At 48.7% G+C, this 13,891-nt stretch carries 14 protein-coding genes; 11 read left to right on the top strand and 3 right to left on the bottom strand.

The annotated features are described in order from the left end of the window. The first annotated feature begins 2 nt into the window (after positions 1 to 2). From HY879_06210 to HY879_06230, 5 genes are all read left to right on the top strand, one after another. Positions 3 to 1,070 (top strand): branched-chain amino acid ABC transporter permease, encoded by a 1,068-nt coding sequence (locus HY879_06210; protein ID MBI5602930.1) that lies wholly within the window; start codon positions 3 to 5, stop codon positions 1,068 to 1,070. A gap of 449 nt (positions 1,071 to 1,519) precedes the next feature. After that, positions 1,520 to 2,776, top strand: a complete 1,257-nt coding sequence (locus HY879_06215) for an ABC transporter substrate-binding protein (GenBank protein ID MBI5602931.1) — start codon at positions 1,520 to 1,522, stop codon at positions 2,774 to 2,776. Between the two features lie 66 nt (positions 2,777 to 2,842). Then, complete coding sequence (locus HY879_06220; protein MBI5602932.1) at positions 2,843 to 3,637, top strand: ABC transporter ATP-binding protein; 795 nt, start codon at positions 2,843 to 2,845, stop codon at positions 3,635 to 3,637. Positions 3,638 to 3,648: 11 nt separating this feature from the next. Beyond that, a complete protein-coding gene (locus tag HY879_06225) occupies positions 3,649 to 4,302 on the top strand; it encodes a hypothetical protein (protein ID MBI5602933.1) in 654 nt (217 codons plus the stop codon). Between the two features lie 329 nt (positions 4,303 to 4,631). Further along, positions 4,632 to 5,918: an AMP-binding protein gene (locus HY879_06230; protein MBI5602934.1), complete on the top strand. Its 1,287-nt coding sequence runs from the start codon at positions 4,632 to 4,634 to the stop codon at positions 5,916 to 5,918. 153 nt (positions 5,919 to 6,071) lie between these two features. Here the strand turns inward: HY879_06230 and HY879_06235 are convergent, their stop codons facing one another. After that, the gene (locus HY879_06235) at positions 6,072 to 6,446 is read right to left on the bottom strand and encodes a type II toxin-antitoxin system VapC family toxin (GenBank protein ID MBI5602935.1); all 375 of its coding nucleotides are present in this window, start codon (positions 6,444 to 6,446) and stop codon (positions 6,072 to 6,074) included. Continuing rightward, positions 6,443 to 6,649 (bottom strand): AbrB/MazE/SpoVT family DNA-binding domain-containing protein, encoded by a 207-nt coding sequence (locus tag HY879_06240; GenBank protein MBI5602936.1) that lies wholly within the window; start codon positions 6,647 to 6,649, stop codon positions 6,443 to 6,445. The genes HY879_06235 and HY879_06240 overlap by 4 nt, the downstream gene beginning before the upstream one ends. 379 nt (positions 6,650 to 7,028) lie before the next feature. Here HY879_06240 and HY879_06245 point away from each other — a divergent pair, with 379 nt between their 5' ends. From HY879_06245 to HY879_06265, 5 genes are all read left to right on the top strand, one after another. Next, positions 7,029 to 8,213: a thiolase family protein gene (locus tag HY879_06245; protein ID MBI5602937.1), complete on the top strand. Its 1,185-nt coding sequence runs from the start codon at positions 7,029 to 7,031 to the stop codon at positions 8,211 to 8,213. A gap of 186 nt (positions 8,214 to 8,399) precedes the next feature. Further along, complete coding sequence (locus tag HY879_06250) at positions 8,400 to 8,846, top strand: ferritin family protein (GenBank protein MBI5602938.1); 447 nt, start codon at positions 8,400 to 8,402, stop codon at positions 8,844 to 8,846. Between the two features lie 9 nt (positions 8,847 to 8,855). Further along, a complete protein-coding gene (locus HY879_06255; protein MBI5602939.1) occupies positions 8,856 to 9,803 on the top strand; it encodes an RNA polymerase factor sigma-32 in 948 nt (315 codons plus the stop codon). Continuing rightward, positions 9,790 to 11,619: a tetratricopeptide repeat protein gene (locus HY879_06260; protein ID MBI5602940.1), complete on the top strand. Its 1,830-nt coding sequence runs from the start codon at positions 9,790 to 9,792 to the stop codon at positions 11,617 to 11,619. Before HY879_06255 ends, HY879_06260 begins: the two co-directional genes overlap by 14 nt. A gap of 280 nt (positions 11,620 to 11,899) precedes the next feature. Next, a complete protein-coding gene (locus tag HY879_06265; protein ID MBI5602941.1) occupies positions 11,900 to 12,544 on the top strand; it encodes a DUF4292 domain-containing protein in 645 nt (214 codons plus the stop codon). Positions 12,545 to 12,793: 249 nt separating this feature from the next. On the opposite strand, the gene HY879_06270 is transcribed toward HY879_06265, so the two are convergent. After that, positions 12,794 to 13,324, bottom strand: a complete 531-nt coding sequence (locus HY879_06270) for a transcriptional regulator (protein ID MBI5602942.1) — start codon at positions 13,322 to 13,324, stop codon at positions 12,794 to 12,796. A gap of 87 nt (positions 13,325 to 13,411) precedes the next feature. Here HY879_06270 and HY879_06275 point away from each other — a divergent pair, with 87 nt between their 5' ends. Then, positions 13,412 to 13,876: a hypothetical protein gene (locus tag HY879_06275; protein ID MBI5602943.1), complete on the top strand. Its 465-nt coding sequence runs from the start codon at positions 13,412 to 13,414 to the stop codon at positions 13,874 to 13,876. The last annotated feature ends 15 nt before the right edge of the window (positions 13,877 to 13,891 follow it).

Below are 13,891 nucleotides of genomic sequence, written 5' to 3' on the forward strand. Positions count from 1 at the left end.
CCATGTCCTACTTGCCTTGCGGGGTTTACCACGAATACTACCGGCAGGACCATGCCTGGTGGCAGACACGGTTTGTCATCGGCAAGATGATTTTCCTGGGAATTTTTCTTTTTTATATCCTTCCCTACTGGGGGGGCCTCTATTGGATCGGGGTGGCCAATCTGGTGGCCTATACCGTCATGGGGGCCTTGGGGGTGCAGCTTTTGATCGGCTATTGCGGCCAGGTGACCCTCGGGCATTCGGCCTTTATCGCCGTCGGGGCCTATACCGCCACTCTGCTTATGCTGCAACTGAATCTGCCTTATCTGTTAAGCATGTTCATCGGCGGTATCGTGGCCGGGCTCTGGGCCGTTCTCTTTGGATTGCCTTCGGCCAAGGTCAAGGGATTTTATCTGATCATGACCTCCCTGGCGGCCCAGTTCGTCACCGTGGATTTTATTCTGACTCAATATGTCAGTCAGATCGGCGGCCGGGGCCAGGCCTTTTCCCTGCCTCCGGGGACCATCACCATCGGACCTCTGGTCATAGACGATGACACCAAGGTCTACTTTCTCGGGGTGGTCCTGACAATTGTCCTGACCATGGGGCTGGTCAATCTGCTTCGTTCCAAGGTCGGACGGGCCTGGATCGCCATTCGGGATAATGATATCGCCGCTGAAACCATGGGGATCAATATCGTTGTCTATAAATTGATGGCCTTTTTCGTGGCCGGATTTATCGGGGGGATCGCCGGGGCCTTTTGGGTCAGCAATCTGTCGGCCTTAAGCCCGGAACATTTTCAATGGTTCTGGTCCCTCTGGCTGGTGGGGGTGATCCTGATCGGCGGGGTGGGCAGCATTTACGGAACCATCTTCGGTTCCCTGTTTATGGTCCTGATCCTGGAAGGCTTGAAATTTGCCATCATTCCCCTGACCCCGATCTATCCCCAGTTAGCGATGAAATTTTTATTCCTGAAGGAAGCCACCTTTGGACTGGCTATTTGTCTGTTTTTAATATATGAACCCAATGGATTGGCTTATCGCTGGTGGCAGATCAAAAATTATTTCAATTTATGGCCTTTTTCGTATTAAAGCCTCATGACCCGGTGGGGAACCACGAAGCATGAAAATATTACATTAACGTGGAGTTAGCTCGTCATTCCGGCGAAAGCCGGAATCCAGGTTAAAGAAAGCACCTAAAGCCCTGGATGCCGGATCAGGTCCGGCATGACGGAGAACTAACAAGCCTGGAGGTTAATCCAGATCTATTTTCGAACTAAAGCTTCATGGCCAGGGGACACCACGAATCATGAAAATATTTTTTAGGGCTATGGGCTATGGGCGAGGGGCAAGGGTTTCACACTTGAAACTTGAAATTTTTTCTTCAACTGACCCCCGATCCCTGAACCCTGAAAGCTATTAAAGGTTTGGTTTTAAATTCCGAAATCCGAAATCGGTATAGGAGGTGATCACCGTACCTGACGACCGTCCAGGAACTTTCCTAAACTTTTTTTTAATAACAAACGAAGGAGGATGCAATGATGAGAAAAAAAACGTTTTTCTGGGTAACTGCTTTATTGATATCTTTTTTAGGAGCCTCCGGACTGCTTTGGGCGGCACCGGCAGAGATCAAGGTCGGTTCCATCAATGATATGACCGGAGCCACCTCGGATGTCGGGAAAGACTATGCCCTGGGTATAGCCGAGGCTATTGCCTATGTAAACGATACGGGCGGAATCAACGGCAAAAAAGTAAAACTTTTCCAATATGACTATGGTTATCGGATCCCGGAGGCGGTTACCACCTACAAGCGGTTCCGTGACTTCGACAAGGTCGTTGCGGTTTTAGGCTGGGGCACCGGAGACACGGAGGCCCTTTCTCCGACCGTCACCAAAGATAAAATGCCCTATGTGTCGGCTTCCTATTCAGCCCATTTGACCGACCCCAAAAAGACACCCTATAACCTCTTTTTTGCTTCCGACTATTCAACCAATGCCCGCAGCGCCATTACGGCCTGGTTCGATCATGTCTGGAAGAAAGATCCCAAGTATAAGGATCGAAGAGACAAAGGCGAAAAACCCCGTTTTCTCTGTTTTTATGCCTTCCCCACCCCTTATGCCAGCGCTCCCATCAAGGCCATCAAGGATCAGGCCACCCTCTTAGGCTTTGAAGTCGGCCCGGATCAGGATGTCTCCTTAACCGCTCTGGATACCAAGAGCCAGGTCCTCGGGGCCAAGCAGTTTAAACCGGATCTGGTCTGGCACGGCAATACCACCATGTCCGTGGCCACGGCCCTGCGTGATGCCTATTCCCTGGGCCTGGGGGCCAGTCATATCGTCAACAACTGGGGGTTTGATGAAAACCTGCCCCGTCTGGCCGGACCGGCCGGTGAAGGGGTCATGGGCGCGGCGGTCTGTGCTTTCTTTGGCGGCAAGGCACCCATGATGGATAAAATAGTAGCTTATGCCAAAAAGATGAACCCCGGTGTTCCGGCCGCTAAAAGACTGATCCGAACGGTCCAGGCCTGGGGGGATGTGCTCCTGCTGGCCGACGCTATGAAGGTGGCCGACAAACAGGGCAAGTTAACCGGCGAAGGCATCATGAAGGCCATGGAAACCTTTAAAAACAAGGACCTGGGTGTGGGATCCTCACCGGTCAGCTTCACCCCCACCGACCATCGGGCCGCCACGGGAACCCCCATTTTTAGAATCGAAAAAGGTAAATTCGTTCTGGTCGAAACCATTGATTTAAAGAAACGCTGGCCGGATAAATGGGAAAAGGAATGGCTGGGCTGGTAAGGTTGACTGGCTGATCGCTGAACGCTGAATGCTGACAAGGAGGTAAGATCGTTGGCAGAGGAACCGATTCTCAAGATCAATAGTGTGGAAGTGAAGTACCATGAGGTCATTTTAGTCCTTAAGGGGGTCTCTATCGAAGTCCCCCAGGGGGGGATTGTAGCCCTCCTGGGGGCTAACGGGGCCGGGAAAAGTACCACCTTGAAGGCCATCTCCGGTCTGCTTAAACATGAGGATGGGAAGGTAACGGACGGCAACATCATGTTCATGGGAGAACGGGTCGATAAAAAAAACGCCGAGGAGATTGCCAAAGCCGGTATTGTTCAGGTCATTGAAGGTCGCCGGGTCTTTGAACATCTGACGGTCGAGCAGAACCTGATCGTCGGGGCCCATCTGCGTCGGGACCGGGGGGCGGTGAGAGAAGGGCTGGAAATGGTCTACCATTATTTCCCCCGTCTCAAAGAGAAACGCAGTGAAACCGCTGGCTTCATCAGCGGAGGGGAACAGCAGATGACCGTTGTGGGCCGGGCCTTGATGGCCAACCCCAAGCTGATGCTTTTAGATGAACCCTCTATGGGCCTGGCCCCTATGCTCATCAAGGAGATCTTTAATATCATTACCCGGCTTCACGAGGAATCCCATATCTCCATCCTCTTGGTAGAACAGAATGCCAAATTGGCCTTAAGCGTGGCTCCTCATGCCTATGTCATGGAAAACGGCCGGATCGTTATGGACGATACGGCCGAGAGACTTTCTGAAAACCCGGACATCAAGGACTTCTACCTGGGTCTTACCGATCTGGGAACCCGGAAAAGTTTCAAAGAGGTCAAACATTATAAACGCCGAAAACGTTGGTTAACCTAAGGGAGGGTCTTATGAAAAAATATAGTATAGCCTTACTGTTACTGATCGGTATCCTGAGCTTGATTGCCTTGCCTTGTCTGGCAGCGGAAGAAAAGGCTGCCGCCCCGGAAAAACCCGCAGCCAAAGCGGCTATGGGCAAGGGAAAGGCCATGAAAATGGCTGCTGCCAAGGCCCCGGTGGTTAAATTGGAACGGGTTGAAATCGCCAACTATTGGGGCTACTATTTAGATGGGATTTTGGATAAGGAAGGAAAATTATTGGCCGGGAGGAGAGGGGCACCCATGGTCCTTTCCTTTGTCTATTCTATCCAAAACCCCAATAACTTTAAAATCATGCTGGACGATCTGAAATTTACCGTCGCCTTTGAAGGATTTGAACTCAATACCCTGACTTTCTTTGACGACAACTATATTCCAGCCAAGACCACCGATCATATGAGATTCAATGGGACCTTTGATTACAATACGGCCAATCTGGCCTTACTGGTCACCAGTGGACACCGACTCCAGGAGATGAATGTCAAGTCTGGTGAGCTGTTGAAAAAATGGTGGGAAGGAATCGCCGATTTCAATTTTCCCATTACGGTCAACGGCACCGCCAATTTTGTCGGCCCCGATGGGAAAATGATTATCGTCCCCTTTGAAGCCACTTTTCCTGAAAAGTAATAGACCCTGATGATGAGGGAAAAAGGGGCCGGTAGGATGAAGACGACCGGCCCTTTTTTTTTAGTTCGAAAATAAACTTTGGGGGTCGGGGGCCAGGGGTCGGGGGTCTGGGAAATCCCATTGCCTATCAGCCATTTCAATTTCATTTTTACGCTTCGTGGTCCCCTCTTGGAAATAACGTTCGGAGTCAGTTATAGGGTTTTTCTTAACCCCCAATCCCTGACCCCTGTTCCCTGACCCCATTTTCATCCTTCGTCGGTGCCCTGCCCCAGCGGAGACTGAGGGCTTAGTACGAAAACAGAACTATTGCCGGAACCCCAAGGGGAGGAATGATGATTGATAAAAAGGATCGCTACTCGGGCTTTTTTTCCAAATTAGAAACCATGACGGCTTCGGAAAGACGTCAATTCCAAAACAGGAAATTAAAGCAAATCATCGCCTATGCTTATGAGAAGGCCCCGGCGATCAAAAAAAAATTAGACAAAGCCAAGGTAACGCCCGGAGCAATCAAGACCGTCAAAGATCTGGAGAAACTGCCCATCACCGAGAAGGCCGATCTGGTGGCCCTGCAAAAGAAGAATCCCCCTTTCGGAGGCCTTAACGGGGTGCCGCCTGAAAAACTCCGCCGCATTTTTGTTTCCCCAGGGCCTATTTATGAACCGGGAGAAATGGTTTATGAAGATACCCGCTGGGCCCAAGGGTTATACGCCGGAGGATTCAGGGCCGGAGACATCTGCCAGATTACTTTTAATTTTCAACTGGTCCCCTTTGCCTTTATGCTGGATTCCTCCCTGAAGCTCTTAGGCTGCCGCACCATTCCGGCCGGGGTGGGGAATACGGAACTCCAGGTCCAGATTATGAAAGACTTAAAGGTAACCGGATTTTTGGGAACCCCCAGCTTTCTCTTTTCGGCTATCCAGAAGGCCAAGGAGATGGGGCTTAACCCTAAAAAGGACCTGGCCTTAAAAGCGGCTTTTGTGGCGGCCGAGATGCTGCCCGAATCCATGCGGGACAGCCTGGAATCGGAACTGGGCCTCCTGATCCGGCAGAGTTACGGCACAGCCGATATCGGCTGTCTGGGCTTCGAGTGTGTTGAAAAAAACGGGATGCATTTCCCGGATGATTGTATTGTTGAAATCGTTAATCCTCAAACCGGCAAACAATTGGGGCCGGGCGAAGTCGGCGAGGTCGTAGGAACCTGTTTCAATAAAGTCTATCCTTTGATCCGCTTCGGGACCGGGGATTTGTCATACTTGAGCGACGAACCCTGTCCCTGCGGCCGCACTTCACCCCGTCTGGTTAAAATCGTCGGCCGGGTGGACCAGGTCACCAAGGTCAAAGGCATGTTCATCCACCCTGCTTTAGTGGACTTGGTGGCGGCCAAATTTTCGGATATCTGCGCCTGCCAGGTGGTGGTGACCCGGGAAGGGCATCAGGACAAGATGACCTTCCGGGCCGAGCTTACCCAGCCCTGTTCCAATCCAGACGAATTGTCTATGGCCGTGGGAAAGGTGATCCAGGAAATCCTCCGCGTCCGGGGAGAGGTCCAATTCCTGCCCAAGGGGTCCTTGGCCAAAGAGGCTAAGAAGATCGAGGATAAAAGGGTCTGGGAGTAGATCGTTCGGAGTTAGAGTTCGGAGAAGCTGATATTTGAGGAGGCTTTCCCTCAAGCCTCATTGTATAACTTTTAATCGTTCGATGTCTTTTCATAGCTCTCCTTCCCAACGCGGCTGGCCCGGTCGAAGAGTTCAAGATCATTGGCCATTTTCTTATTTCTTGGGAAAATACTTCACATGACTTATATTTTTAAAATCTGAATCCTGAGTCCAGAGAATGGCTTTGAATTCCTGCGCTGTTGCGAGAATGATACTGTCCGCCATTGGAAGATTATGCTCCAAACTTAGCTTTGAAGCAGCGATTGCCAATGATGCGTTCAGATCTACAACCGTTCCTTTTTGCATAGCAACAACCGCCTGCAGTGCTTCATTCTCACTGGACTCCCGGAGAATGACCTTGAAAACCTCGTATATCGTTACCGTTGGGACAACAAGCAAAGCCGAATCACTTAGCGGGGACAGGAAATGCTTGGCATTGGGCTCATCCGCAAAGTATGCAAGCCAGCCGGAAGAATCTACGATATTCATACTCTATCTTCCTCTCGCTTAAATTCAGTATTGATGCCCTTGAGGAATCCGCGGAGTTCTTTGATATCGCGTTCCGGTATTAGTTCAATACGTCCGGCATATTCGACAACCTGCATTTTTTGGCCCGGCAGAAGATTCAATGCCTCTCTAACTGTTTTGGGTATTACGACTTGATATTTTGGTGATACGGTTACTGATTGCATACTAATACCTCCGTCGATCAATTTTGTATTACGATATCATGATCGATATGGCTTTGTCAATTATAATGATGGCGAACAAAGAATTCAACGGGAAGACCGGGTCTTCTGGTACTATGGACCGGGGAAAGGCGAAATTACCCTTATTTCAATAACGCCCCATCCTTAAATCGTCCCCTCTTCTTGGACGATTTCGATCATAGAAATCTCTAAATCCTGCTACCTCCCTTTTTCGGGGCCAGAATGGCTCCTTTATGGTTGTTGAATATCCCGATATGGAAATTGTTTTCTCGTCTGTTTTTAAGAACTTGACAAATGTCGGCCAATTTGCTACCTGGAAAAGAATGAAAAAGGACCGGAAGGTTTATGAAATGGAGGAACTATGCAAGAATGCTATTTGATTGATGCGGTTCGGACCGCACGGGGGCGTGTCAGTCGCCCCCAAAAGGGATTTTTCGGAGAATTTGCCCATATTCACCCCACCACATTAGGCGCAACGCTGGCCAATGCGATCATGGAAAGAAACTCCAATCTCCCGCCTGAGAAGATAGAGGATCTCATCTATTCCACCACCCTCGCTGTTAAGGAGCAGGGGGCCAACATCGCCAGATGGGTTGTTCTGGCTTCAAAACTACCCCATACGGTATCCGGCATACACCTGAACCGCTATTGCTCCGGCGCCCTTCAGGCTAATGCCTACGCCAGCGCCTCCATTAAGGTAGGAGACTATGATGTGGCCCTGGCCGGCGGCGGAGAGCACATGAACATGGTGCCGTTGGGTGCGGACAGAAATGATCCGGATCGGTCGCCTATTACACCGGAAGTCACTAAAAAGCATAACATCGTCCCCCAGGGGGTGTCTGCAGAAATCATCGCTGTCAAATACGGCATCGGTCAGGACGAGATCAACGCCTTCTCTGTCAGGAGTCAGCAAAAGGCCCAGGCTGCGACCGAAGCAGGAAAATTCAAAAACGAAATTATCCCCGTCACCTATATTGATCTGGATGGCAAAGAGCAGATTTTGGACCGGGACTCCAACATCAAGCCCCAAACGACCGTCGATAAAATTAACAGTCTTCCCCGCCCGTTCAAAGAAAATGGGCTGATTCATGCTGCCGCTTCTTCAGGGATCTGCGATGGCGCCTCCATGGCTTTGTGGGTATCGGAGGATATCGCTAAAGAGCACAGTCTAAAACCCAGAGCCCATATTCTTTCCAATGCCAACTATGGGGTGGATCCTGAAGAAATGCTGGATGGTGTCATTCCGGGAACGCGTCTGGCTCTCAAAAGGGCCGGACTAACCCTGGACCAAATCGATCGTTTTGAAATCAACGAAGCCTTTGCCAGTGTTCCTCTGGCCTGGATGAAAACGCTCGATATCCCGGAGGAAAAGGTGAATGTCAACGGCGGCGCCATCGCCATGGGTCATCCACTTGGAGCTACCGGAGGAATCCTGCTGGCCACCATGATCAATGAACTGGAGCGGGAAAATCTACGTTATGGTTTAATCACCCTGTGTGCGGCACAGGGAATGTCCGGCACCATGATTATTGAAAGACTTCCCTGAATATGACCGCATGCCTTATTTTTACAATCTCTTGTCGCCAAGCTATTTCCCCGACCCGGGGGGGATCGATTTTGGGACGGGCAAGGTGCTTTTTTATTCCTTGACAAGATAGAGGACCGACAGTACATTTAAATTATACGGATTTGGGGGTCGGGCAACCCCCATGAAAAACAAGGAGGACTGACCATGTCTTTTTCCACCACCCAGGAAATTATCCGCTATGCTATCGACACCGAAAAAGATGCTCAAACCTTTTACCGATCGGCCGCTTCGCTGTCTCAATACCCCGGTATATCGACCCTTTTTTTAGAATTGGCGGCTGAAGAAGAAAACCATCAAAAACTATTGGAAGAATTGCCGGATCCGGCTACCCTTCCGGTAAGTTCCAAACCCATACCGGATTTAAAAATCAGCGACTATCTTATGGACCTTAAGTTTCATAAGGAGATGAAATATCAAGACGTGATGATCCTGGCCATGAAAAGTGAGGAAAAATCCCTGAAGTTCTATCGGTCCTGGGAAGACAAGGTGCAAGATCCGGCTCAAAAAAAATTATTTGCCTATCTGGCTGATCAAGAGGCCCAGCATAAATATCGGTTAGAATCTATTTACGATGAAACCATATTGGATTGATCGATAAAGATGAGCACCACCCAGTCTGAAGACCCCTGGAACACCCTTCTGGAGGAAAAGGAACCGGAAGTCCCACCCTTGACCAAAAGCGATGTGGTTCCTTATGACCCTCTTCAGCGCTATCTCTTTGAGGTAAACCGGTATGCCCTCCTTACGCCGGAAGAAGAAAAGACCCTGCTCCTCAATTATCATAAATCCCCGGAGCCGGAATTGGCTTATAAATTGATTACCTCCAATCTGCGGCTGGTGGTTAAGATCGCCATGGATTTTCAGCGTTACTGGATGCAAAATCTGTTGGATCTAATCCAGGAGGGAAATATCGGATTGATGCAGGCCATTAAAAAATTCGACCCCTTTCGGGGTATCAAATTCTCTTATTACGCCTCCTTTTGGATTAAAGCCTATATTTTAAAATTTATTATGGACAACTGGAAGCTGGTGAAAATCGGTACGACCCAGGCCCAACGGAAACTTTTCTATAACCTGAAAAAAGAAAAAGGCCGGCTCCTGGCCTTGGGGATCGATCCGGTACCCAAGCTCCTTTCAGAAAGGTTTTCCGTCAGCGAAAAAGAAATTGTGGAAATGGATCAAAGGCTGGGGGAATGGGAACTCTCCCTGGATGCCCCGATTACCGGAGATTCTACGGAGGACCACAAGTCATTCATCCCGGACAAAGAGGCCTCTCCTGAAAAGGCCTTAAGCGAACGGGAATTAAAACAGGTTTTAAATACCAAACTTCAGGATTTTCGCAAAGAACTCACTAAGCGGGAATTAGTTATTTTTGAAAAAAGAATCCTGGCCGAAGACCCTCTGACCTTACAGGACTTAGGGGAACAATTTGGGGTTTCCCGGGAAAGGGTTCGGCAATTGGAAGAAAAACTCTTAAAAAAGGTAAAGGCCTACCTCGAGAAAGAGCTTCCGGATATAAAACCCGACTATTTATATGAAACTTCCTGACCTGATTGAACATGATACTGGATACTGGATCCAGTATCCGGCATCGGCTTTATGGCTGGTTGTGATTCTGGCGGTCCTGTTAGCCCTGGCCGGATGCCAGGGACATACCCCTCAACCCCTTCCCGAGAAGCCGATCACGGTCCCTACGATCCCGAAAACGCTCCCGAAAACTTTTGATACGCAGGCCGAAGCCTATTATCATTTTATCATGGGGAACCTTTTTAGTCAGGAAGACAACGACCCCAAAGCAATCGCGGAACTCCAGAAGACCTTGGATTTAGTGCCCGATTCCCCGTTCTTAGAATTTTCTTTAGGGCGTCTTTTTTTCAAGGCTTCCAACCTGCCCGAGGCCATCCGACATACTCAAAAGGCCATCGACCTGGATCCGAAATATCAGGAGGCTTATTCCCTTTTGGCGGAGATCTATATCACCCAGCAAAAATGGGAAGAAGCCATCAAGACCTATCAAGCCCTTTCGGCTCTCAATCCCCGGAATGAAGAGGTCCTCTTTAATTTGGGAATTCTTTTCCTGCAAACCCAAAAGATGTCCCAGGCCACGGAAACCTTTCATCAATTAATAAAAATCAATCCAAAATCCGATAAAGGCAATTTCTTCCTGGCCAAGATTTATTTAGAACAAAAACAATATGATCGGGCCCGAATTTTTTTTCAGGAAACCATCAAAATCAATCCCCAAAATTTAAATGCCTATATGGGTCTCGGCCAGATTTATGAGTTGACCGATCAACCCAAACAGGCCCTGGCCACCTATCAGAAAATCCTCCAGATGAACCCCAATAATCTGGCGGCCCAGGAAAGGGCCGGAGATCAACTGTTAAAACTGGGTAAAGGGGAACAAGCCCGAGACCTCCTGGAATCCTTAAAGAAAAACTCCAATCAAGACTTTGAAACCCGATTCCGAATCGCCATTATCTACCTGGAAAACAAACAATTCCACCCTTCTTCCGAAGAACTCAGTCTTTTGTTAGCCGAGCAACCCGACAACAACAAAATAAAATATTTTTTGGCCATCACTCTGGTGGAACAAAAAAATTATAAAAGGGCCGAAGAAACCCTGAAATCCATTGCCACTCAATCGGAGTATTTTTCGCAGTCCTTAATCCTCGAGGCCTATATCCTGGAGAAAGAAAAAAAATTCTCAGAAGCGATTCAACGCCTTCAAAAAGCCCTGGTGATCGTCCCCAAGAAGATTGAGATTTACCTGACCCTCTCCTCCCTTTATGAAAAAATAAATAACCTCCCGGAAGGCAAAAAAGTACTCCTGGAAGGCATTGAGATCGATCCCGATCAGGCCGAACTGTATTTTCATCTGGGCGTCCTATCCGATAAAATGGGACAGAAGAAAGAAAGCCTCCAGCATCTGAAAATGGCGATAAAGAAAGACCCTTTTCATGTTATGGCCTTGAATTACTTAGGGTACACCTATGCCGACCGGGGGATCTATCTCGACGAGGCCGAGGATTTGATTAAACGGGCCTTGAAGTTTCGCCCTAACGACGGGTACATCATCGATAGTCTTGGATGGGTTTATTTTAAAAAAAAGCGCTACGACGAGGCCCTGGTAGAACTTGAGAAGGCCTGGAAACTGGCCCCGAATGATCCGGTCATAGGAGAACATCTGGGGGAGATCTATCTTAAAAAAAATCTCTGGGAAAAGGCCGTTAAAATATTGCGTCGGGTGTTGGAGATGAATCCTTCGATTAAAGAGAAAGATATCATCTTAAAAAAGATCAAAGAAGCCCAACAAAAACTGGAAGAAGAAAAGGGAGGTTGGGAATATCCGACCATGTATTAAAACCCCGGGGTTCAAGGTTCAGGGTCCGAAGTCCAAGGTCCAAGGTCCAAAGTTCAAGGTTCAGGGTTCAAAGTTCAAGGTTCAGGGTTCAAGGTTCAAGGTTCAAAGAAAAACCGGACGCTTTTTACCCTTTCCCTTATATCTTTTTATATTTTTTTTCCTGGCCCTCGGCATCCTCCCCTATCCGATATCGGCTCCTGCTTCTATTCAAGGCCCATACCCCAAAGATGCCTGCTCACCGGAAATAGGCCATTCAAACCTGCAAGCCCTGCTCAGCCGGTTGGCGCTGCTCGAAGAACCCGTCTCCCGTGAAGGTACGGGGCTCCTGGTCGCCCAGGCCCCGGGGGAAAGGTACAGACTTCAATTCCGCCTGCTCGCTCGCGGTCCGGAGGCCTTCCGTCTGGAAATATTCGATCCATTCGGCCGGCCCATGCTTTATATTGTTTCCTATTTGGGAAAAACCCGTGTCTTTTCCATAGCCGAGGAAAAAGAGATCCCTCTCCCCGAATCCCTTTCAGGCCCCCTGGCCGCCTTTTCACAGATGCCCTTTACTGAAATTTCTAAAATTTTTTGGGGCCGGGTGCCGATCTTCCCTTATGATTCTTATCAAATCCAATCGGCCGAGGAAGAAGGAAAAGAAACGGTTAAAATACTGCTCCAAGGTGCTTACCAGCAAGAAATTTGGATAAGGCCCAACCCCTTCTCGCTCATTAAAAGCCGGATTAAAAGCCCTTCGAAAGAAGGGGAGATCGAGTTAACCTTTTCTGATTTTTCCAGGGGAACGAGTAACCGACTCCCTTTACGGCTGGAAATAAAAGATGGGACCGGGGAAAACGTTTTAAGCCTGCGGTATGAAACATTGATCCTGCGTCCGGATATCCCTGATGAAGTTTTTAAATGGCCCGAGTTTATTAGACAGGATTAGTACGAGAATAGATTCCAATTTCGGATTTCGGATTTCGGATTTCGGAATTTAAAAGAAACTCTCCTTCAACATTCATGATTCGATATTTGATATTCACTTTTTCATGCCTCGTGGTGCCCCCAAGAGGCATGAGGATTTAGTTCGAAAATAGAAAATCAGGCACGAGGCGCAAGGCGCGAGAGGAAAAAGAGCAACAAATACTTCCTCCTCACCTATAGCCTATTGCCTATTGCCTATAGCCTTTTTAGATCACAAATTATCCCGAATCGTCTTAACCAACTTCTGGATCTCTTCATTATTGAGTTTGCCGTCTTTTCTGAAAATCAATTTCCCTTTTTTATCAAAGGCCAGGACGTCACTGCTGTCATCGGCGATCTTCCAGGCATGGACCAGAACCTTTTTGTAATCCCGCACATAAATGGTCTTGGGATATTTCTTCTGCTTTTCTTCCAATGCGGAACTGATGGCGAAATTGGGCAGCCAGGTGGCGGCCATGTTGATGATCCCGAAGGACTGAAATTTTTCAGCCGGAAACTTTTCTCTATCCAGGGCTTCACTGGCCGGATTGTTGGTATCCTTTTCATCCGGGTCGACATAAAAAATGAGGCAGACCTTTCCCTGCAACTCCTCACTGCTCCAGGGTTTTCCATCCAGACGTCCCCCAAGTTTTTCCTTGAGTTCCACCTTGGGTGGAACTTCCCCGATCTCCAGGGCCAGGGCAATCTGATGGATCAGAAAAACAGCCGACACCAGAACTAAAATTTTTACCAGATGTTTCATTGGGGGCCTCCTTATTTTAAGCTTGACCTTCGAGTCTTTGCATTTTACACTTTTGCCATCTATAAACAAGTCTAAATTTTTGCAATTATGTCTTTCATTATCGCCCCACATCTGGCCTTCCTGGTCCAATGGCTTAGAGTCCTGGGAGTCGACGTGCGGCTCTGGGATAAAAGGAAGACCTTCGCGGCCGAAGTGGAAACGGTCGTTCAATGGGCCCGTTATCCCCTGCCTCTTGAAGGGAAAAACACAAGACGGATCACCCTGTCCCAATCCGCCCGGGAAGCCCTTTTAAAGGAATTTTTTGAAGTTTCAGGGATCCAACCGGATTGCTCACAGATGTTCAAGCGATGCCTGCGCTGCAACAGCCTGCTGGTGGCCTTGAGTCCGGAGAAGGCCAAAATAAAATGGCCCGCCCTGCCTGAATATGTTTTTCAGACCCAGAAACGGTTTAACTGGTGTGAGCGGTGCGGACAGCTTTTTTGGGCCGGGACCCATGTCCGTAATATGATCCGGACTTTGGAAGATTGGGGGATAATTGTGAAACAGTCCTGAATGAAATCCTTCCGA

The organism is Deltaproteobacteria bacterium, from assembly GCA_016219225.1.
Taxonomy (GTDB): Bacteria; Desulfobacterota; RBG-13-43-22; order RBG-13-43-22; family RBG-13-43-22; genus RBG-13-43-22.